At 63.2% G+C, this 20,486-nt stretch carries 27 protein-coding genes; 22 read left to right on the top strand and 5 right to left on the bottom strand.

Annotated features, from left to right (window positions below; all coding sequences use genetic code 11):
- The first annotated feature begins 2 nt into the window (after positions 1-2).
- The 12 genes from KIT53_RS15855 to KIT53_RS15800 all read left to right on the top strand — a co-directional run bounded on the left by KIT53_RS15855 (position 3) and on the right by KIT53_RS15800 (position 10,145).
- Positions 3-764, top strand: a complete 762-nt coding sequence (locus KIT53_RS15855; protein WP_297754422.1) for a Bro-N domain-containing protein — start codon at positions 3-5, stop codon at positions 762-764.
- Positions 764-1,624: an ATP-binding protein gene (locus tag KIT53_RS15850; RefSeq protein ID WP_297754420.1), complete on the top strand. Its 861-nt coding sequence runs from the start codon at positions 764-766 to the stop codon at positions 1,622-1,624. Before KIT53_RS15855 ends, KIT53_RS15850 begins: the two co-directional genes overlap by 1 nt.
- A gap of 5 nt (positions 1,625-1,629) precedes the next feature.
- The gene (locus KIT53_RS15845; RefSeq protein WP_263125912.1) at positions 1,630-2,259 is read left to right on the top strand and encodes a hypothetical protein; all 630 of its coding nucleotides are present in this window, start codon (positions 1,630-1,632) and stop codon (positions 2,257-2,259) included.
- A 9-nt stretch (positions 2,260-2,268) separates the two neighbouring features.
- A complete protein-coding gene (locus KIT53_RS15840) occupies positions 2,269-2,757 on the top strand; it encodes a DUF6511 domain-containing protein (RefSeq protein WP_153166720.1) in 489 nt (162 codons plus the stop codon).
- The gene (locus tag KIT53_RS15835) at positions 2,754-3,491 is read left to right on the top strand and encodes a hypothetical protein (RefSeq protein ID WP_297754415.1); all 738 of its coding nucleotides are present in this window, start codon (positions 2,754-2,756) and stop codon (positions 3,489-3,491) included. Before KIT53_RS15840 ends, KIT53_RS15835 begins: the two co-directional genes overlap by 4 nt.
- Positions 3,488-3,715, top strand: coding sequence for a helix-turn-helix domain-containing protein (locus tag KIT53_RS15830; protein ID WP_297754412.1), 228 nt, complete (start codon positions 3,488-3,490; stop codon positions 3,713-3,715). Before KIT53_RS15835 ends, KIT53_RS15830 begins: the two co-directional genes overlap by 4 nt.
- The gene (locus KIT53_RS15825; RefSeq protein ID WP_297754409.1) at positions 3,708-5,999 is read left to right on the top strand and encodes a phage/plasmid primase, P4 family; all 2,292 of its coding nucleotides are present in this window, start codon (positions 3,708-3,710) and stop codon (positions 5,997-5,999) included. The genes KIT53_RS15830 and KIT53_RS15825 overlap by 8 nt, the downstream gene beginning before the upstream one ends.
- 125 nt (positions 6,000-6,124) lie before the next feature.
- Positions 6,125-6,589 carry a crossover junction endodeoxyribonuclease RuvC gene (locus tag KIT53_RS15820; RefSeq protein ID WP_088861525.1) on the top strand — a complete coding sequence of 155 codons (465 nt, stop codon included), beginning with the start codon at positions 6,125-6,127 and terminating at the stop codon, positions 6,587-6,589.
- A gap of 1 nt (position 6,590) precedes the next feature.
- Positions 6,591-6,794 (top strand): hypothetical protein, encoded by a 204-nt coding sequence (locus tag KIT53_RS15815; protein ID WP_020200558.1) that lies wholly within the window; start codon positions 6,591-6,593, stop codon positions 6,792-6,794.
- Positions 6,787-7,173, top strand: a complete 387-nt coding sequence (locus KIT53_RS15810) for a DUF6362 family protein (protein ID WP_088862016.1) — start codon at positions 6,787-6,789, stop codon at positions 7,171-7,173. The genes KIT53_RS15815 and KIT53_RS15810 overlap by 8 nt, the downstream gene beginning before the upstream one ends.
- Before the next feature lie 327 nt (positions 7,174-7,500).
- Entirely contained in the window at positions 7,501-8,913 is a 1,413-nt protein-coding gene (locus KIT53_RS15805) for a site-specific DNA-methyltransferase (protein ID WP_297754397.1), read from the top strand.
- Positions 8,910-10,145 carry a site-specific DNA-methyltransferase gene (locus KIT53_RS15800; RefSeq protein WP_297754393.1) on the top strand — a complete coding sequence of 412 codons (1,236 nt, stop codon included), beginning with the start codon at positions 8,910-8,912 and terminating at the stop codon, positions 10,143-10,145. The genes KIT53_RS15805 and KIT53_RS15800 overlap by 4 nt, the downstream gene beginning before the upstream one ends.
- Here KIT53_RS15800 and KIT53_RS15795 read toward each other — a convergent pair.
- The 5 genes from KIT53_RS15795 to KIT53_RS15775 all read right to left on the bottom strand — a co-directional run bounded on the left by KIT53_RS15795 (position 10,090) and on the right by KIT53_RS15775 (position 12,133).
- Positions 10,090-10,329: a hypothetical protein gene (locus tag KIT53_RS15795; RefSeq protein WP_297754390.1), complete on the bottom strand. Its 240-nt coding sequence runs from the start codon at positions 10,327-10,329 to the stop codon at positions 10,090-10,092. The two genes, KIT53_RS15800 and KIT53_RS15795, sit on opposite strands and share 56 nt — an antisense overlap.
- Positions 10,329-10,691 (bottom strand): hypothetical protein, encoded by a 363-nt coding sequence (locus KIT53_RS15790; RefSeq protein ID WP_263125905.1) that lies wholly within the window; start codon positions 10,689-10,691, stop codon positions 10,329-10,331. Before KIT53_RS15790 ends, KIT53_RS15795 begins: the two co-directional genes overlap by 1 nt.
- Before the next feature lie 97 nt (positions 10,692-10,788).
- The gene (locus KIT53_RS15785; protein WP_263125904.1) at positions 10,789-11,148 is read right to left on the bottom strand and encodes a hypothetical protein; all 360 of its coding nucleotides are present in this window, start codon (positions 11,146-11,148) and stop codon (positions 10,789-10,791) included.
- 129 nt (positions 11,149-11,277) lie between these two features.
- Positions 11,278-11,841 (bottom strand): DUF3489 domain-containing protein, encoded by a 564-nt coding sequence (locus KIT53_RS15780; protein WP_263125903.1) that lies wholly within the window; start codon positions 11,839-11,841, stop codon positions 11,278-11,280.
- 94 nt (positions 11,842-11,935) lie between these two features.
- Positions 11,936-12,133, bottom strand: a complete 198-nt coding sequence (locus tag KIT53_RS15775; protein WP_055451284.1) for a hypothetical protein — start codon at positions 12,131-12,133, stop codon at positions 11,936-11,938.
- Between the two features lie 117 nt (positions 12,134-12,250).
- Between KIT53_RS15775 and KIT53_RS15770 the strand changes: the two genes are divergently transcribed.
- The 10 genes from KIT53_RS15770 to KIT53_RS15725 all read left to right on the top strand — a co-directional run bounded on the left by KIT53_RS15770 (position 12,251) and on the right by KIT53_RS15725 (position 20,482).
- The gene (locus KIT53_RS15770) at positions 12,251-12,799 is read left to right on the top strand and encodes a hypothetical protein (RefSeq protein WP_029043081.1); all 549 of its coding nucleotides are present in this window, start codon (positions 12,251-12,253) and stop codon (positions 12,797-12,799) included.
- On the top strand, positions 12,799-14,760 hold the full coding sequence (locus tag KIT53_RS15765; RefSeq protein ID WP_297754379.1) for a phage terminase large subunit family protein: 1,962 nt from the start codon (positions 12,799-12,801) through the stop codon (positions 14,758-14,760). Before KIT53_RS15770 ends, KIT53_RS15765 begins: the two co-directional genes overlap by 1 nt.
- A 17-nt stretch (positions 14,761-14,777) precedes the next feature.
- Complete coding sequence (locus KIT53_RS15760) at positions 14,778-15,269, top strand: hypothetical protein (protein WP_012080616.1); 492 nt, start codon at positions 14,778-14,780, stop codon at positions 15,267-15,269.
- The gene (locus KIT53_RS15755) at positions 15,269-15,661 is read left to right on the top strand and encodes a hypothetical protein (protein WP_297754371.1); all 393 of its coding nucleotides are present in this window, start codon (positions 15,269-15,271) and stop codon (positions 15,659-15,661) included. The genes KIT53_RS15760 and KIT53_RS15755 overlap by 1 nt, the downstream gene beginning before the upstream one ends.
- Positions 15,661-15,882 (top strand): hypothetical protein, encoded by a 222-nt coding sequence (locus KIT53_RS15750; protein WP_263125899.1) that lies wholly within the window; start codon positions 15,661-15,663, stop codon positions 15,880-15,882. The genes KIT53_RS15755 and KIT53_RS15750 overlap by 1 nt, the downstream gene beginning before the upstream one ends.
- 2 nt (positions 15,883-15,884) lie before the next feature.
- On the top strand, positions 15,885-17,417 hold the full coding sequence (locus KIT53_RS15745; protein WP_297754368.1) for a phage portal protein: 1,533 nt from the start codon (positions 15,885-15,887) through the stop codon (positions 17,415-17,417).
- Position 17,418: 1 nt separating this feature from the next.
- Positions 17,419-18,726, top strand: a complete 1,308-nt coding sequence (locus KIT53_RS15740) for a S49 family peptidase (protein WP_297754366.1) — start codon at positions 17,419-17,421, stop codon at positions 18,724-18,726.
- A 3-nt stretch (positions 18,727-18,729) separates the two neighbouring features.
- Complete coding sequence (locus tag KIT53_RS15735; protein ID WP_297754363.1) at positions 18,730-19,107, top strand: head decoration protein; 378 nt, start codon at positions 18,730-18,732, stop codon at positions 19,105-19,107.
- A 74-nt stretch (positions 19,108-19,181) separates the two neighbouring features.
- The gene (locus KIT53_RS15730; protein ID WP_020200538.1) at positions 19,182-20,204 is read left to right on the top strand and encodes a major capsid protein; all 1,023 of its coding nucleotides are present in this window, start codon (positions 19,182-19,184) and stop codon (positions 20,202-20,204) included.
- Complete coding sequence (locus KIT53_RS15725) at positions 20,204-20,482, top strand: hypothetical protein (RefSeq protein WP_263125895.1); 279 nt, start codon at positions 20,204-20,206, stop codon at positions 20,480-20,482. Before KIT53_RS15730 ends, KIT53_RS15725 begins: the two co-directional genes overlap by 1 nt.
- The last annotated feature ends 4 nt before the right edge of the window (positions 20,483-20,486 follow it).

Here is a 20,486-nt window from a genome sequence, read left to right as displayed (position 1 = left end):
TCATGAGCGCGATCATTCCCTTCCATTTCGAAGCGCACGCCGTGCGCGTCCAGGTCGATGAACTCGGGCAGCCGTGGTTCAACGCCACCGATGTCTGCGACGCCCTGGAGATGGGCAATCCGTCTCAGGCGATCAAGTCCCATGTCGATGCCGATGATCTCCAGAAATTGGAGGTCATCGACAGCCTCGGGCGCACACAGCGTGCCAACCACGTCAACGAGTCAGGCCTTTACGCCCTGATCCTCGGCAGCACCAAGGATGCCGCCAAACGTTTCAAGCGCTGGATCACCGGTGAAGTGCTGCCTGCAATCCGCAAGACAGGCGCGTATTCCGCCGCCACCTCGATGGCCGCCTTGCCCGCGCAGACCCAAGATCGCGTCACTGCCATCCTGCTGATCGGCGAAGCGGTCGCCAAGGTGCCAGGCGTCAAGACTGGCATTGCAATGGCTGCCACGTTGACCTGCATTCAGGAAAACACCGGCCTGACCACGGAAGTGCTGCGCCGCGCTTTGCCTGCCGCCAACGAGCCTATCTGCTCGCTCAACGCCACACAGCTCGGCAAATTGCTGAGTCGCTCAGCCAAAGCCACGAACCAGTTGCTGGCATCCAGTGGCCTTCAGTTCCGCAACGACCGGGACGAGTGGGAGCTGACCGAGGCCGGTGAAGCATGGGCTGAAGCCATGCCGTACTCGCGCAACGGCCACAGCGGCTACCAGATCCTCTGGAATCCCGCGGTCGCGGAACAACTGAAGGAGGTGGCGTGATGTCCCTCCCGATCATTTCCGCGCAGCAGCGCTTGGCAGAGCGCAAGGGTGTGAAGTTGCTGATGCTGGGCAAATCCGGCATCGGCAAGACCACCCGGCTCAAAGACCTCGACCCTGCCACCACCTTGTTCCTCGACATCGAGGCGGGCGATCTCGCCGTGGCCGACTGGCCGGGCGACACCATCCGCCCGGCCTCGTGGCCGGAAAGCCGCGACTTTTTCGTGTTCCTCGCGGGCCCGGACAAGTCACTGCCGCCAGAGAGCGCGTTTTCGCAGGCGCATTACGACCATGTCATCGAGAAATTTGGCAACCCGACGCAGCTCGACCGCTACCAGACCTTCTTCCTCGACTCGATCACGCAGTTGTCCCGGCAGTGCTTCGCGTGGTGCAAGACGCAACCCGGAGCCACTAGCGACCGTTCCGGCAAACCCGATCTGCGCGCCGCATATGGCCTGCTTGGCCAGGAAATGATCGGCGCACTGACACATCTGCAGCACGCACGCGGCAAGAACGTGGTGTTCGTCGCCATCCTCGACGAACGTCTCGATGACTACAACCGCAAGGTGTTCGTGCCGCAGATCGAAGGCAGCAAGACCAGTCTGGAGTTGCCCGGCATCGTCGATGAGGTCGTGACGCTGGCCGAGATCAAGGCCGACGACGGCAGTGCCTACCGCGCCTTCGTCACCCACACCGTCAATTCCTACGGCTTTCCAGCCAAAGACCGCAGCGGCCGCCTCGACCTGCTGGAGCCGCCGCATCTCGGCGCACTGATCGCCAAGTGCGCAGGCCAGTCGCCATTGCCTATGCCCGTTAGCACCGGCACCCCCACTACTGAAAACACCACCGAATCCAAGGAGTAATCGCCATGTCGTCCAGCTATTTTGATTTCCAAGATGCCGATCCCCAACAGTCGGGCTTTGACCTGATCCCCAAGGGCGCTGTCGTGCCAGTGCGCATGACCATCAAGCCCGGTGGCTATGACGATCCGGGACAAGGCTGGGGCGGCGGCTACGCCACCGAGTCCTTCGAAACCGGCTCCATCTATCTCGCCGCTGAATTCGTGGTCACGGCTGGCGACCATGCAAAGCGCAAGATGTGGAGCAACATCGGCCTGCACTCCAAGAAGGGGCCGACCTGGGGCCAGATGGGGCGCAGTTTCATCCGCGCCGCGCTCAACAGCGCACGCAACGTCCACCCCCAGGACAACAGCCCGCAGGCCGCCGCCGCGCGCCGCATCCAGGGCTTTCATGAACTGGATGGCCTGGAGTTTCTGGCGCGCGTGGACATTGAGAAGGATGGCAAGGGCCAAGACCGGAACGTGGTAAAGATCGCGGTCGAGCCTGATCACCCCGACTACGCAAAACTGATGGGCGTGCCGCCCAAGGCTCCGGGCAGTGGACATTCCGGCGCTCCGGCGCAGGCGGCTGCGCCTGCGTATCAGGCACCGGCTCCACAACGCGCACCGGTGACCGGCAAGCCGTCGTGGGCACAGTGAGGGAGGCCGATGAAATGCTGGGTCTGCAAACGACAGGCCCGGGGATTCGGCCACACCGACAACCGTCACGGTGTCGGCCATCCCCGGCGCTACCCCATCGACTGGGTGTTCTGCTCACAACGCTGCCAAAACGCGTTTCATGCGCTGTACGGCAACTGGCTGCGGGTCAAGGAAGGTCGCGTCGACAGTACGGAGGTCGCCATGATCGATCCATCTGATGTCGAACTGGCCGCGATGAAGAAGTGCCTCAAGGCCTTCGGCGAGGCTGCGGGCGAGATTGGCTTCACCAAGCCGCTGGGCGACTACTCCGAAGCCGAGGCGCTGCAAGTGATCGACGCCATCGTCACTTGCTACACCGAGGCAATGGTCACGCACCACGAGGCGAGCAAGTACCCACCGGTACGCGGCATGACGCCTGCGCCCGACCCTCTGGCCAACCCGTTCGCGGATCTGGAGGACGACCTGCCCTGGGAAGAGCCGAAGGGGAAGAAGCCATGATCGACTTCAACTCCTCATCGAGCATCTCGGGTCAGGTTACCACCCTGGTGGACACGGGCCTGCAGCAGGCCCGCGCTCGCCAGTCCGAGCGCCAGTACCTCGGAGCCTCGCGTCTGGGTGTGGCCTGCGAACGCGCGCTGCAGTTCGAGTACGCCAAGGCACCCATCGACCACGGGCGCGACACCCCGGGCCGGATGCTGCGCATCTTCGAGCGTGGTCACGTCATGGAGGACTGCATGGTCGCGTGGCTCCGGGACGCGGGCTTTGACCTGCGCACCCGCAAGGCCGACGGCGAGCAGTTCGGTTTCTCGGTGGCCGATGGCCGCCTGCAGGGCCACATCGACGGCGTCATCGTCGGCGGCCCCGATGGCTTCGCCTATCCCGCGCTCTGGGAATGTAAGTGTCTCGGCAACAAGTCCTGGAGCGATCTGGACAAGAAGGGCCTGACTCTATCCAAGCCCGTCTACGCCGCACAAGTGGCGATCTACCAAGCCTATCTCGAACTGCACGAGCACCCGGCGATCTTCACGGCACTCAACGCCGACACGATGGAGATCTACACCGAGCTCGTGCCCTTTGACGCAGCACTGGCCCAACGCATGTCGGATCGGGCGGTCAAGGTCATTACGGCCACCGAGGCGGGCGACCTCCTTCCCCGCGCCTTCAATGACCCGACCCATTTCGAATGCCGGATGTGCGCCTGGCAAGACCGCTGCTGGAGGACACAAACATGAATACCTCGAATTTGAATCACGTACTGGGCGAGCAGCTGATCGACGTGCGCCAGGCTGCACTGATGTTCAACCTGCCGTCGTATTGGCTCTCCCAAGCCAAGGAGCGACAGGAGCGTCGCATTCCGCATTACCGCGTCGGCAAACTGGTTCGCTTCAAACCCAACGAGCTGGAAGCCTGGATCGCTGCGCAGCAGACGTCACAAGAGGGTCGTGCCGATGCTTGATTTCAATGACACATCACCACCGGGAGAAACGGGCCGGCGCAACGTCAATGACAGCGAGCGGGACGAGATTCGCACTGAACTGATCGCACGCATGGAATCAGTCCTGACCACGATGTTTCCGGCAGGAAAGAAGCGTCGTGGCAAGTTTCTGATCGGGGACATCCTGGGCAGCCCGGGCGACAGTCTTGAGGTGGTACTCGAAGGCGACAAGGCCGGTCTCTGGACGGATCGTGCCACGGGCGATGGCGGTGACATCTTTGCCTTGATCGCCGCCTACCTCGGGGCCAACGTCCACACCGACTTTCCCCGGGTGCTCGACGAGGCAGCTGATCTGCTCGGTCGTTCGCGATCAGTGCCGGTACGCCGCGCCAAGAAGGAAGCTCCGGTTGATGATCTCGGCCCGGCCACGGCCAAGTGGGACTACTTCGATGCCACCGGCAAACTGATTGCGGTCGTGTACCGCTACGACCCACCCGGGCGCAAGAAGGAGTTCCGGCCGTGGGATGCCAAGCGGCGCAAGATGACTCCGCCCGATCCGCGCCCGCTGTACAACCAGCCGGGGCTGGCTGCCGCTGGTCACGTTGTGCTGGTCGAGGGCGAGAAGTGTGCGCAGGCCCTGATCGCCATCGGCGTGGTGGCAACCACGGCCATGCATGGCGCAAACGCTCCCGTCGATAAGACCGACTGGTCGCCGCTGGCGGGCAAATCCGTTCTGATCTGGCCTGACCGGGACGCGCCAGGCTGGGATTACGCTGACCGTGCATCGCAAGCAATCCTGAACGCGGGTGCGACCACGGTCGCCATTCTGGTGCCACCCGATGACAAGCCGGAAGGATGGGATGCGGCTGACGCCATTCCGGACGGCTTCGATGTGAGGGGCTTCCTCGCCGTCGGCGAGCGGATGCCGGTGATGCGGTCGGTCGAGGAGACGCCACCACCGGATCTGCTGACTGGTGTCGACTGGGCTACGGAGGACGGCTTGTCCTCGGCCTTCACACGCCGCTATGGCGAGGACTGGCGCTACTGCGCGCTTTGGGGCAAATGGCTGGTCTGGACCGGCGTGCGCTGGAATCCGGATCAGGTGCTCTACGTGTCTCATCTGGCACGCGGTATCTGCCGGATGGCGTCACTCAAGGCGGACAGCCCTCGGCTCAAAGGCAAGCTGGCCAGCTCCGCCACGATCTCGTCCGTCGAGAAAATCGCACGCTCCGATCCCAAGCACGCGTCCACCGCCGAGGAGTGGGATGCCGACGTCTGGGCACTCAACACACCAGGCGGTGTGGTTGATCTGCGCACGGGCCGCATGCGACCGCACCGGCGCGATGATCGGATGACCAAGGTGACCACGGCCACACCGCAGGGCGACAGTCCGACGTGGCGCGCATTCCTGGCCGACGTCACAGGCGGTGACGCTGAACTAATTGCCTACCTGCAACTGATGGTTGGCTACTGCCTGACGGGCGTGACCAGCGAGCACGCGCTGTTCTTCCTGTACGGGACCGGCGCGAACGGCAAGTCGGTGTTCGTCAACGTCCTGACCACCATCTTGGGCGACTACGCGGCCAACGCGCCGATGGACACGTTCATGGAGGCGCGCACCGACCGGCATCCGACCGACTTGGCGGGCCTGCGCGGTGCCCGCTTTGTGTCCTCCATCGAAACCGAACAGGGTCGGCGCTGGAACGAATCCAAGGTCAAGGCCATCACCGGTGGCGACAAGGTTTCCGCACGCTTCATGCGCCAGGACTTCTTCGAGTACGTGCCGCAGTTCAAGTTGGTGATCGCAGGCAACCACAAGCCATCGATCCGCAACGTGGATGAGGCGATGAAGCGACGGCTGCACCTGATCCCGTTCACGGTGACGATCCCGCCCGAGCGGCGTGACGGCAGGCTGACGGAAAAGCTGCTCAAGGAACGGGACGGCATTCTGGCGTGGGCGGTCGAGGGCTGCAGCCTTTGGCAACGCCAAGGACTGAAGCCACCCGCCAGTGTGGTGTCGGCGACTGAGGAGTATTTCGAGGCCGAGGACGCGCTCGGGCAGTGGATCGAAGAGCGTTGCCTGCTGGCCAAGACCCACCGTGAAGGTGTTTCCGAATTGTTCGCCGACTGGCGTGAATGGGCTGAGCGCGCGGGTGAGTACGTGGGCTCGGTCAAGCGCTTCTCCGAACTGATGGCGGCCCGCAAGTTCGAGAAGTGTCGGCTGACGGGGGGCGCACGTGGGATCACGGGCATAGCCCTCAGGCCCAAGCCGTATAGCCATGGCTACCCCTACCGAGATGACTGAGCAATCCGGGCGAGTGACGGATTTGACGGGTTTCCTGATTGACGCTCTACGCGTGCGCGCACGTAAAGGCTGTTTTCCAATGAACCCGTCGCATCCGTCACTCGCCCCCGAACTGGAGCACGACGATGAACACGACAATCTTGGCCCTTGATCTGGGCACACACACCGGGTGGGCTTTGCTGCACCTGGACGGCACTATCACCAGCGGCACGGAGCACTTCAAGCCGCAGCGATTTGAAGGGGGCGGCATGCGTTTCCTTCGTTTCAAACGCTGGCTCAACGAATTGCTCTCGGCCAGCAACCACATCAACGCGGTGTTCTTCGAGGAGGTTCGACGGCACGCTGGCGTTGATGCGGCGCACGCCTACGGTGGCTTCATGGGACACCTGACCGCGTGGTGTGAGCATCACAACATCCCTTACCAGGGTGTTCCGGTCGGCACGATCAAGAAGCACACGACCGGCAAGGGCAACGCGGGCAAGGACGACATGATCGCGTCCGTCCGCCTGCGTGGTCACACCCCAGTCGACGACAACGAAGCCGACGCCCTGGCCTTGCTGCACTGGGCTGTCGAGACGCAGGAGGTGTGACATGAAGGTGCCGACACCCCAATACCGCTGCCCCCTCGGTCGTCTGCAACCTCAGGCCACGGATCTGGATGCGATCAAGGAACGTGGCTGGCGTGACCAACACATCCTGGTGGTCAACGCATCCGACGAACGTCTGGACTTCATCGAGCGCGAGATCGTGCGACGCATCGGTGACCGGCTCTACGGAGGGCGACGCAATGACTAAGTGGACTATCGAGGACGTTGCTGCTCGGTTTGAAGAGGCCGCAAGCACCAGTCGACGGTTGCCTCCTGTTCGAGTGCAGGGTTACTTCAACTGCTGGCCCGCCATTGTCCGAAGCGAATGGGAGACCTTTGCAGCGGACGAGAGGGTGTACCGATCCTTTCCGCCGAGTCCAGAGGCAATTGAACGAATGCTGGAGGTTATGCGCTGGGTGCAGTGGCTCACCATCGAGCAACGTCATCTCGTATGGATGCGCGCGAAGCGCTATGGCTGGCGGGATATCACGATCCGCTTTGCCTGCGACCGCACGACGGCATGGCGGCATTGGCAGCGGGCATTGCAGACGGTCGCAGATCAACTCAATGGTGTGGTGGTCGCGTAGGGTTTTGGCGTGATTTGGCGCGTATGGTCGGGGATGTGCGCCATCACGCGGCAATCAGCGGTTTTTACCCCTGCAACAAAACGACCTGATCTTGCGTAGTATTCATCTATCGTCTGGACAGAGGTGACGGCAGAGGAAGCAGACCAGAAATCAACGGGTCCTTCCCGGCCAAAAGCCAATGCGGGGGGCGACAGCGCGGCGCTTTTTTAGCGTCAGGGTGCGAACCAAGGTTCGCACGGTTCGCAGTTCGCACCCGTCAGTTCACACCAACCCCAAAACCCGCCCACGGTTGTCGTCGGCGGGTTTTCTATTTTCAGGACACCCTCTTTGAATACGCTCAACGTCGAGTACCGCAAGGTCGAGGCGCTGATTCCCTACGCCCGCAATCCGCGCACACATTCCGATGCGCAGATCACCAAGATCGCCGCCAGCATCGTCGAATATGGCTGGACGAACCCGGTCCTGGTTGATGGCGACAACGGCATCATCGCGGGCCACGGTCGTTTGGCTGCTGCACGCAAGCTGGGGCTGGATCAGGTGCCGGTGATCGAACTGGCCCATCTCACCACCGCGCAAAAGCGCGCCTTGGTCATCGCCGACAACCGGCTGGCGCTTGACGCTGGCTGGGATGAGGAGATGTTGGCGCTCGAACTGGCGGAGCTTTCCGAAGCGGGTTTCGAACTGGCGCTGACCGGCTTCGAAAACATCGAGATCGATGCGCTGCTGGCAGATGCCACGCCCACCGAAGCAGAACCTGCGGCGCAGGATGGTGTAGACGCCGATGAACCCGATACGACCGATAACGTACCTGACACGCCAGTGGTGGCGGTGTCGCGCGAGGGAGATGTCTGGGCCATCGGCTCGCACCGGTTGATCTGTGGCGACGCCACCGACCCAGCCGTGGTCGCCACGCTGATGCAGGGTGACACCGCGCAGCTTTGCTTCACCTCGCCGCCGTATGGCAACCAGCGCGACTACACCTCCGGCGGCATTGCCGATTGGGATGTCCTGATGCGCGGTGTGTTCGCACATCTGCCGATGGCGGACGACGGACAGGTGCTGGTCAATCTTGGGCTGATCCACCGCGACAACGAAGTCATCCCCTATTGGGACGGCTGGCTGTCCTGGATGCGTCAGCTAGGGTGGCGGCGCTTCGCGTGGTACGTCTGGGATCAGGGGCCAGGCATGCCCGGCGACTGGCAGGGCCGATTGGCTCCCAGCTTCGAGTTTGTTTTCCACTTCAATCGCAGCACCCGCAAACCCAACAAGATTGTTCCTTGCAAGCACGCAGGCCAGGAATCGCACCTGCGCGCTGACGGGTCGTCCACGGCGATGCGCGGTAAGGATGGCGAGGTCGGCGACTGGACGCACAAGGGTCAGCCGACGCAGGACACCCGAATCCCCGACTCGGTGATTCGCGTGATGCGCCACAAGGGCAAGATCGGTCAGGACATTGATCACCCCGCCGTCTTCCCGGTGGCGTTGCCGGAGTTCGCCATCGAGTCCTACACCGACGCCGGAGACATCGTGTTCGAGCCGTTCGGCGGCAGTGGCACGACGATGCTGGCCGCGCAGCGCACTGGCCGCATTTGTCGCAGCGTCGAGATTGCGCCGGAGTACGTGGACGTGGCCATCAAGCGCTTTCAGCAAAACCACCCCGGCGTGCCGGTCACGCTCATCGCCACCGGCCAATCTTTCGAGGAGATCGCCACTGAACGCGAAATGGAGGTGGCGGCATGAACTGGCTGGCCGACAAGATCGAGCAGTGGCCGACAGCCAAACTGCTGCCCTATGCCCGCAATGCGCGGACGCACTCGGATGATCAGGTGGCGCAGATCGCCGCATCGATTGCCGAGTTTGGCTTCACCAATCCGATCCTTGCAGGCAGTGACGGCATCATCGTCGCTGGGCATGGACGCTTGGCCGCTGCGCAGAAGCTTGGGCTTGAGATCGTGCCCGTGGTCGTACTGGATCACCTGAGCCCGACCCAGCGCCGCGCCTTGGTCATCGCAGACAACCGCATCGCGGAGAACGCGGGCTGGGACGATGCGATGCTCCGGATCGAACTGGAAGCCTTGCAACTCGAAGGTTTCGATCTGGACATCACCGGCTTCGACGCCGACGCGCTGGCCGAACTGATCGCGGGCGACGAGCCGGACAATAAGGGACAGACCGATGAGGATGCGGTACCGGAGGTTGGCGAAATTCCAATATCGCGCCCGGGCGATGTCTGGATCATGGGCCAGCACCGCCTGCTGTGCGGCGACTCGACTGTGGCAGAGAGCTATGCCCGGCTGATGCAAGGCGACGTGGCAGACATGGTCTTCACCGACCCGCCGTACAACGTGAACTACGCCAACAGCGCCAAGGACAAGATGCGCGGCAAGGATCGCGCGATCCTCAACGACAACTTGGGCGATGGCTTCTACGACTTCCTGTTGGCAGCATTGACGCCCACCGTGGCGAACTGCCGGGGCGGCATCTATGTGGCGATGTCATCCAGCGAGCTGGATGTGCTGCAGGCCGCCTTTCGCGCCGCCGGTGGTAAGTGGTCGACGTTCATCATCTGGGCCAAGAACACCTTCACGCTGGGCCGTGCCGATTACCAGCGCCAGTACGAACCGATCTTGTACGGATGGCCCGAGGGTGCGCAACGCCACTGGTGTGGTGACCGCGATCAGGGCGATGTGTGGGCTATCAAGAAGCCGCAGAAGAACGATCTGCATCCGACGATGAAGCCGGTGGAGCTGGTTGAGCGAGCCATCCGCAATTCGAGCCGCCCGGGTAACGTGGTGCTCGATCCGTTCGGTGGTTCTGGCACAACGTTGATTGCGGCCGAAAAATCAGGTCGCGTCGCGCGACTGATCGAACTCGATCCGAAGTACGTGGATGTGATCGTGCGCCGGTGGGAGGACTTCACCGGCCAGACGGCCATCCGCGAGGCAGCAGACCAGGAAGTGTGCGCCAGTTGAATGGCTGGCCAGGCTGCTTGGCCTCTTCTTCCTCGGCGATGCGCCGCAGGATTTGCAGGGTAGTGAGATCGCGCGGCAGTGCCATGCACATGACGCGCACAGCCTGCTCGATGGAGACGTCTGGACGCCGGTTGGCAATCAGCCAACGCAGCGCCTGCTCCCGTTCGGTGGCGGGCGTTGTCATTAGGCAGCCATCTCTTCGCAGATTTCGCTGTGGATCACAAAGCCTGTCAGGTAAGGCAGGCCGCGCGGGATGCCGTACTGCTTGCTGGTCTGGCGGCCAATCGTCCAGCCCATCCAACGTTGGGTGGCGGCGTTGATCGCATCCTGCAAGGATTGGCCTTGGTGCAAACCGTTCTGGACGTCGTCGGCAAAGTGGCGTCCGTGGCGGCTGTCGAGGAAGGTCCGCACAGATTCGAGTGGCTGGCCGGTGGCGTCCGAGATGGCGATCATCGCCAAGGGCCAGGCTGCTGCGGCCTGTTCGTTCATCGTGCCCCAAAAACCCCAGGCTTCGTTTTGGGTGGCGGGTATCTGGTTGGTGGTCATGGTGTCTTCTCCGGGTTGATCGTTGCGACACCTGTAGTAACGCGCTGTTCGATTGAGAAGCCAAGCTGTTCCTGGCTTCTTTCTCGATCAATTTCGATCACCCGAGACGGGCTACGTAGCGGGCGTAATCACCGCCCTCGGGATTGACGTAGAGGTAAGGGCGTCCGGGAGCAGTGACCTCGACGCAGAGGCAGCCGTCACCAGTGCCGCCACCCTTGCCACGCAGCCAGTCGCGTGACACCAGCAGGCTGCGCCCAAAGGCGTCGAATTCGGCAGGGGTGAGCTCCTTGGTCTCAGTGACGTAGATCTTGTGCTGGTCGCGACCGCCCAGTTCGCCGAGGTCGGCAGATTTGCGTGCAAACGGCAGGCGGATACTCAACTCTTCGACCTGGAGGCTTTGGCCTGCGAACTGCAGGGTGCGTGGGGTGCGTTCGATGGTGATGGTCATGGTGCTCATGGCGGTTTTCCTGGTATGGCGTCGTCAATCACGACACCTGTATGAACGCGCTGGTGGGGAGAGAAGCCAAGCTATTCATGGCTCCTCTCGCCATCTTTTTGGCATCGCCGAAACTCGCTGTGCTCGCTTTCAGGCGATGCGGTAGATCCGCTCGCCACCCTGCGGCTTGTCCGAGACGATGGTCAGGCCGAGCTTTTTCTTGAAGGCTCCGGCGAAGGTGCCGCGCACCGTGTGCGCCTGCCAACCGGTGGCGGTGCAGATCTGGCCGATGGTTGCGCCCTCAGGGCGTTGCAGCATCCGGATCACTTCGGCTTGCTTGCTGTTCTCGCGTGTGCGTGGCTTGACCCACGTGGCTTCGGCGGCGGTTACGGCGGCTTCCAGTTCGGGATCGCTCGCGGCCGCAGGCGCGCCTTCAGCGTTGGCAATGATCTGGTCGAGATTGGCTTCGAACTGACCGCTGTCCTTTCTATTCACGTCGGGACGCGGAATGCCCAGGGCGTCATAGCCCTCCGCAGCGACAAACCAGTCGGTGCTGTCGGTGGTGATCAGTGCGCGGTTGAAAAGTCCGTCGAGCACCTTCTTGCGTGCGCCGCCTTTGATGTTGTCGGGGAACCAGTCGATCTTGCCGCTGGTGTGTTCAACCGCGTGGGCCAGGATCGCGTGCTGGGCAGGGGTCAGCTGGGTGGTGGTCATGTTTTGCTCCTTCGATGTGGTGGACGGTGATGTGATGAACGCGCTGTTCTCAAGTGAAGCCAAGCGCTTTCTGCTTGGCTTCTTCGCTTCGCAATCAGGTGTTGGCCTTGTCTGACGGGTTGGCATTGCGCCCCTGCTCAAGACCCGCGTTGAAGGCGGCTTCAAGCGCATCGCGTAGGCACCAGACCGCTACATCGTGGAAATCGAGGCTGTCCGAGCGGCGGGTTTCCAGGGTTTCGATGCCTAGCTTGTTTTGCGCGATCTGGGTCAGGAGTTGTTCGAGCTTGCTCATGTCCGTGTCCTTTCATGGTGTTGATGACGAACGTATGAACGCGCTGTTCCAGATGGAAGCCAAGCTCAATCCGCAGGAATGACGAACAAATGATTGAAGGTGCCCCGAAGGGGAAATATGGGTATTTCGATTCGTGCCTACGCACGCCACCGAGGGGTGTCCGATGCAGCGGTGCGCAAGGCCATCGCTGCTGGGCGGATCACGCCGGAGGCAGACGGAACGATTGATGCCGAGCGCGTCGACCGCGAGTGGGCGCGCAATTCCGATGCACCGCGCAATGGCACGGCCACCCGCGCGGTCAAGGTCGCCGTCCAGGAATCCAGCGGGGCCACAGGAGACGGGCAAGCAGCCTCATTAGCAACATCCGCAGCAGGTGGCACGTCCTTGTTGCAAGCGCGGACGGTCAACGAAGTGGTCAAGGCGCAAACCAACAAGGTGCGTCTGGCCCGACTCAAGGGCGAGCTGGTGGATCGGCCGCAGGCCATCGCCCATGTCTTCAAGCTGGCGCGATCCGAACGCGATGCCTGGCTCAACTGGCCCGCACGCATCTCGGCACAGATGGCAGCCAAGCTCGGCGTCGATCCCCACACGATGCACATCGCCTTGGAGGCGGCGGTGCGTGAGCACCTGCAGGAACTGGGCGAGATGCGCCCGAGGGTGGATTGATGGACATGGACTACGAAGGCGCTGCCGAGATTGAACGCGCGTGGCGCGAAGGTCTGACGCCCGACCCGCTGCTCACTGTGTCCGAATGGTCGGATCGCCACCGAATGCTCTCCAGCAAGGCCTCTGCCGAGCCCGGGCGCTGGCGTACCAGCCGCACGCCGTACCTTAAAGCAATCATGGATTGCCTGTCGCCGACCTCGCCGGTTGAACGTGTTGTGTTCATGAAAGCGGCGCAGCTTGGCGCGACCGAGATGGGATCGAACTGGATCGGCTATGTGATCCATCACGCACCCGGGCCAATGATGGCGGTGTGGCCGACAGTGGAGATGGCCAAGCGCAACTCCAAGCAGCGGATCGATCCGCTGATCGAGGAGTCGTCCGCACTGGCTGAACTGATTGCACCGGCGCGCAGCCGGGATGCCGGCAACACCATCCTGGCCAAGGAGTTCCGGGGTGGCGTGCTGGTGATGACCGGGGCCAACAGCGCGGTCGGGCTGCGCTCGATGCCGGTGCGGTATCTGTTCCTCGACGAGGTCGACGGTTATCCGTTGGACGTCGAGGGTGAAGGGGATGCAATCTCGCTGGCCGAGGCGCGTACACGCACCTTCGCGCGGCGCAAGATCTTTATCGTCTCGACGCCGACGATCTCAGGGGCATCGGCTATCGAGCGCGAGTACGAGGCCAGTGACCAACGTCGCTACTTTGTGCCGTGTCCGCATTGCTCCCACCGTCAGTGGCTGCGTTTCGAGCAGCTGCGTTGGGACAAAGGGCAACCGGAGACCGCCGCCTACATCTGCGAGTCATGTGACACCGCCATTGCCGAGCACCACAAGACGTGGATGCTGGAGCACGGCGAGTGGCGCGCGATGATCACAGATGGCGCGGGTAAGACGGCAGGCTTCCACCTGTCGTCGCTGTACAGCCCGGTGGGCTGGCGTTCGTGGCGGGAGATCGCCGCTGCGTGGGAAGCCGCCGTCAGTAAAGAGTCGGGATCGGCCGCCGCCATCAAGACCTTCAAGAACACCGAGCTAGGCGAAACCTGGGTCGAGGAAGGCGAAGCGCCGGACTGGCAACGACTGGTCGAACGCCGCGAGGACTATCGCGTCGGTACGGTGCCGCAAGGTGGTCTGCTCTTGGTCGGCGCGGCCGACGTGCAGAAAGATCGCATCGAGGCGTCGGTCTGGGCCTTTGGGCGCGGTAAGGAGTCCTGGCTGGTTGAGCACCGCGTGCTGATGGGTGACACCGCCCGCGACGCGGTGTGGAAGAGCCTCGCTGAAATGCTGGCCGAAACATGGACACATGCCTCGGGCGCGGCGATGCCGCTGGTGCGCTTTGCCTTGGATACCGGGTTTGCCACGCAGGAGGCCTACGCCTTTGTGCGGGCCTGCCGCGATTCGCGTGTGATGGCGGTCAAGGGGGTGCCTCGCGGTGCAGCCTTGATCGGCACGCCGACCGCCATCGATGTCTCGCAGGGTGGCAAGAAGCTGCGCCGGGGCATCAAGGTGTACACGGTGGCGGTCAGCATCGCCAAGCTCGAGTTCTACAACAACCTGCGCAAGAGCGCCGATGTTGGCGAGGACGGATTGACCACGGTGTTCCCGGCCGGGTTCGTCCATCTGCCCAAGATCGACGCTGAGTTCATCCAGCAACTCTGCGCGGAACAACTGATCACCCGCCGCGACCGCAACGGCTTCCCTGTGCGTGAGTGGCAAAAGATGCGTGAGCGCAATGAGGCGCTCGACTGCTACGTCTACGCCCGCGCGGCTGCATCGGCGGCGGGTCTGGATCGCTTCGAGGAACGTCACTGGCGGGAATTGGAGCGACAACTGGGGCTGGCCAGTCCGCCAGCCCTTGAAACACCTACCGAATCGATCAACGAGGCCACCCAACGCGGTGGCCTCGCTGTTTCTGGCAACCGTAACACCGGTCGGCGCGTGATCAAAAGCCGCTGGCTGTCCTGACACCTCAAGGAGAAAACATGAGTCTTGCTACCCGTATCGAAAGCTTGGTCATCCGCGTCGCGCAGGAATTCAACGACGTCCGCGCCAAGGCAGGCAACCTGGCCAACCTCACCACCACCGACAAGTCAAATCTGGTCGCGGCCATCAACGAACTGAAAGCCGCCGTGGTGTCGTCGGCGGTGATCGACGATGCGCACGTCGCGGCCACGACCACGTACTCGTCCAACAAGATCGTCTCGCTGCTCGATGCGCTCAAGACCGAAATCTTGGGCGGTGCCGATGCCGCCTACGACACGCTGGTGGAAATCCAGCAACTGCTGCAGAACGGCACCAGTGGCCTGGATGCGCTGCTCGCCGCCGTCAACAACCGTGTGCGCTTCGATGCGGCGCAGTCGCTGACCGTGGCCGAGCAACTTCAGGCACGCAGCAACATCGGTGCCGTCGCGGCCAGTGATGTCGGCAACACCGACACTGACTTCGTCGCGGTCTTTGTGGGTGCGCTGGTCTGATGAGCCTCGCATCGCGCATCAGTGCGCTGGCCAGTCGTGTCGGGCTCGAGGTCAAGACCAAGATCGACGCCACTCACCCCGGCGTGGCCCGGGCGTGGGTGTGTTTCGGCTATGTCGGCACGCAGGTCGTCGTGCGCGCATCGCACAACGTGGCCAGCGTGACCCGGACGGCGGCGGGCCGCTACCGCGTGACCTTCTCCGTTGCCATGCCCGACGCCAACTATTGCTGGACGGCGCTTGCCCGCAGCAGCACCAACAGCGGCACGCAGCGCATTGCCATTGTGCGATCCACCACCGACCAGAAGACCGCCCAGTACGTCGACATCAGTTGCGCCACCACGTCTGCATCGTTCGACGACTCCTCCGAAATCAACCTCACGGTGTACCGCTGATGGCTTACACACAAGCACACCTCGACGCATTGGAAGCGGCGCTGGTCAAGGGCGAAAAGCGGGTGACCTTTGGCGACAAGACCGTCGAGTACCGCAGCGTCGATGAACTCCAGGCCGCCATTGGAGCGGTCAAGCGCGACCTCTTCGAGCAGGCCGTGGATACCGGGCTGTGGCCCGGTGCGCCACGCCAGATCCGGGTCACCACCGGCAAAGGGTTCTGAACATGCAATGGTTTGACCGAATGCGCAGGCGCGTCGGCATGAGTCTGCTTGGCGGCACCCCGTTCTATGACGGTATCGGTGGCGGCCGTCGCGCATTGGCGTGGCAGGTCGGCAATCCAGGCGCAGTCGCAGCACTGGCGTTCACCCAGAACGAATTGCGCGCCAAGAGCCGCGATCTGGTACGCCGCAATGCCTGGGCAGCGGCAGGCGTTGAAGCCTTTGTCTCGAACGCTATCGGCACCGGCATCAAGCCGCAGAGCATGCTGGCTGATCAGCCCCTGCGCGAAGCGATCCACAGCCTGTGGTGGGACTGGTGCGAGGAGGCCGATGCCGCCGGACTGACCGATTTCTACGGACTGCAGGCCTTGGCCTGTCGCGCCATGCTCGAAGGCGGGGAATGTCTGGTGCGGCTGCGCTATCGCCGCCCGGAGGATGGCCTGCCGGTAGGCCTGCAATTGCAGTTGCTCGAACCCGAACACCTGCCAGCCACGCTGAATCAGGAATTGGCTTCGGGAAATGTAATCCGTGCGGGCATCGAATTCGACAAGCTCGGACGGCGGGTGGCTTACCACCTGTATCGCTCACACCCGGGTGATGGCTCACTGGCTCCGATGTCGGGCACTGGTGGCGTGGTGGGCGGTCTCGACACAGTGCGTGTCCCGGCTAGCGAAATCATCCACCTGTTTCGTCCCTTGCGGCCCGGACAGATCCGGGGCGAACCGTGGCTGGCGCGCGCACTGGTCAAGCTCAACGAACTCGACCAGTACGACGACGCCGAGCTCGTGCGCAAGAAAACCGCCGCTATGTTCGCGGGCTTCATCACGCGCCTGTCACCTGAGGACAACCTGATGGGTGAAGGCTTGCCGGATGCCAGCGGAGCGGCATTGGCCGGGCTGGAGCCGGGCACGATGCAGATCCTGGAGCCCGGCGAGGACGTGAAGTTCAGTCAGCCCGCCGACGTTGGCGCGAGCTACGCCGAATTCCTGCGCATGCAGTTCCGCGCGGTGGCAGCGGCGATGGGCATCACCTACGAGATGCTGACCGGCGACCTGACGCAAGTGAACTATTCGTCGATCCGGGCCGGGCTGCTGGAGTTTCGCCGCCGCTGTGAGGCCATCCAGCACGGCGTGATCGTCCACCAGCTGTGCCGCCCGATCTGGCGTGCCTGGATGGAGCAGGCGCTACTTGAAGGCGCGCTGGCGCTGCCGCAGTTCACCGAGAAGAAGCGCGACTACTTCGCGGCCAAATGGATTCCACAGGGTTGGCAGTGGGTCGATCCCAAGAAGGAATTCGACGCGATGCTGACAGCCATTCGCGCCGGGCTGCTGTCTCGCTCGGAAGCCATCTCGGCCTTCGGCTACGACGCCGAGGACATCGACCGCGAGATCGCCGCCGACAACCAGCGTGCCGATGAGCTCGGTCTGGTCTTTGACTCCGACCCGCGCCACGACAAAGCGCCCCAACCATCGGCATCGGGCGCTCCCATAAATGCGGCCGCCACAGTGGCCGTGCCGCAAGACCAACAGGACAACTGACATGCAACTCGTTCATCTGGCGTCCCGCCTCTACGGGACGCCGCTCCTCATTGCGCGTCCCAAACTCGACGTGATCCTCTCCGTGCTGGGTTCCCGCATCGGCTTGCCAGATCTGGACATGGCGATGCCGCTGCCCATGCCGCGCCAGAACGCCACATCGGGTCAGGCGGGCATTGCCGTCATCCCGGTGGTCGGCACGCTGGTCAGACGTTCGATGGGTATCGAAGCCGCCTCTGGCCTGATGTCCTACGGCGAGATCGAAGCCCGACTGGACGCCGCGCTGGCCGACCCACAGGTGGCGGGCATCCTGCTCGATCTGGATTCGCCCGGCGGCGAGGCATCGGGTGTGTTCGAGTTGGCCGAGCGCATCCGCGCTGCCAGCACCATCAAGCCGATCTGGGCGCACGCCAACGATGCCGCGTACTCGGCGGCTTTTGCCATCGCGGCTGCCTGCCAGCGCCTGACGCTGTCGCAGACCGCTGGCGTCGGGTCGATTGGCGTGATCGCGCTGCACGTCGACCAGTCGGTGAAGGACGCCAAGGACGGCCTGAACTACACCGCTGTCTTCGCGGGCAGTCACAAGAACGATTTCTCCCCGCACGAGCCACTCACCCCCCAGGCCACCACCGCGTTGCAGACTGAGGTGGATCGCCTGTACGACATCTTCGTGAATCAGGTCGGACAGATGCGCGGAATCGATCCGGATGCCGTGCGCGCCACCGAGGCGGGGCTGTTCTATGGCGAGCAGGCGGTGGCAGCGGGCCTCGCCGACGCGGTGATGCCGTTTGATGCGGTGATGACCGAGTTCACCGACGCGTTGGCGGCCAAGCAGCGGTTGGCGCAGCCTGGCGTGGCCCGCGCCTCGCCGCGAAGCCTGTCCACTCAATCCATTTCAAACCCGCCCCGAAGCAAACCTTTCACCCTGGAGAACACCATGACCGACCCCAAAGACGACCACGAAAACCCGAGCCATCCGGCCGACACCGACCCACAGGGCGACCAGCCGCAGACCGACAGCGATCCGCAACCGACGCCTGCCGCCCAAGCCGCACTGGCGCAGTCCTTCGCCAGCGGGCGCGGCCAAGCTCAGGCCATTGCAGAGATGTGCCTGATCGCGGGCCAGTCCCAACGCACGGCGGAATTCCTCGCAGCAGGCTTCTCGGAAGCGCAGGTGCGCCGCGCCTTGCTCGACGCCCGTGCCGACCAACCCGAAATTGCCTCGCGTATCACCGCCGATGCAGGAACCAGCCAGCACCCGGAAAACAGTCCGGTGGTCGCTGCCGTCAAGAAACTCACCGCCAAGGAGTAAGCCATGCCCACTGTCTCTCAACCCAAGAATCTCGGCGACCTGTTGAAGTACGAAGCGCCGAATCTCTACTCGCGTGACCAAGACACCGTCGCGGCCGCGCAGAACCTGTCGCTGGGTACCGTGGTGGGCCGCGAAACGGCTACCGCCAAGCTCAAGGCCCTCGACCCGAGCGCTTCGGACGGCACGGAAACCGCCGTCGGCGTGCTCGGCAATGACGTCGATGCGACGCTGATTGACCGTGAGGACGCGATCCTGATCGCCCGCCACGCCATCGTCGCGCACGGCGCATTGATCTGGCCGACCGGCATCAGCACTGCGCACAAAGTGGCTGCCATCAAGCAACTCGCAGAACGTGGAGTCCTGGCCCGCGATAGCGCCTGACCCACTTCCAACGCTCCGTTTCACTCCCCCCAAAACCCGCCGCTGGCGGGTTTCGTCATTTCTGGAGATCCCAAATGCAGAACCCTTTTGAAAACCCCGGCTTCTCGATGGCCAGCCTGACGGCCGCCATCAACCTCCTGCCCAACCGCTATGGGCGGCTGGAGCAACTCAACCTGTTCCCGGCCAAGCCGGTGCGCACCCGGCAGATCATCGTCGAGGAGTACGCCGGTCGTCTGAACCTGCTGCCCACCCGCGCGCCCGGTTCGCCCGGCACGGTGGGTGAACGTGGCAAGCGCAACCTGCGCTCCTTCGTGATCCCGCACATCCCCCACGACGACGTGGTGCTGCCAGAGGAAGTGCAAGGACTGCGCGCCTTCGGTTCCGAAACCGAAATGGAAGCCATCGGCGGTGTCATGGCCCGCCATCTGGAGACCATGCGCAACAAGCACGCGATCACTCTGGAGCATCTGCGCATGGGGGCGCTCAAGGGCAAGATTCTCGACGCTGATGGCAGCGAGCTCGTCGATCTGTTCGACGAGTTCGACATCACTGCGCAATCGGTGTCCTTCGAGTTTTCGACGGCGGCCGACAACGGGCAAATCAAGACTGCCTGCCTGGAACTGCTGGGGCTCATGGAAGATGGACTCACCGGCGAGTTCTCGACCGGTGTGCATGTGCTGTGCTCGACCGAGTTCTTCCGGGCGCTGACCACCCACAAGGAGGTCAAGACCGCCTACCAGAACTGGCAGCAGGGCGCAGTGCTGATCAACGACATGCGCTCGGGCTTCAGCTACAGCGGCATCACCTTCGAGGAATACCGTGGCCAGGCGTCCTTTGTGCAGGCCGACGGCACGCTGGGGTCGCGCCGCTTCATTGCCGCAGGGGAAGCCCATGCCTTCCCGGTCGGCACGGTGGATACCTTCGCCACGTACTTCGCGCCTGCGGACTTCAACGAGACCGTGAATACCATCGGCCAGCCGTTGTATGCCAAGCAGGAGCCGCGCAAGTTCGACCGGGGCACCGATCTGCACACGCAGTCGAACCCGCTGCCGATGTGCCACCGCCCGGGCGTGCTGATCAAGCTCGTTGCAGCCTGATGGATGTCGCGACGCTGTACGAAGCGGCCCGCAATGCCGGACTCCTGACCGCCGTCACGGTGGCGGGCACCACCGTGCAATGCGCCTTCCGTGCCCCAGACGAAACCGTGCTGGATGGTTTTGCACTGTCGCGGGACTACCAGATCGACTACCCGGCGTCCTGGCTGACGCTGGCAGTCGGGGACACGGTCGAGGTGGCAGGCAACACCTTTCAGGTGCGCGACGTGCGTGCCATTGGCGACGGTACCGAGCGTCGCGCCTCGCTCTCCCAACTCTGAGGAA

The sequence above is a fragment of the Hydrogenophaga sp. genome (assembly GCF_026125785.1).
In the GTDB taxonomy this organism is placed as follows: Bacteria; Pseudomonadota; Gammaproteobacteria; order Burkholderiales; family Burkholderiaceae_C; genus Hydrogenophaga.
Note: the sequence above shows the minus strand (reverse complement) of the source record. Positions and strands in the feature narration are given on the sequence as shown.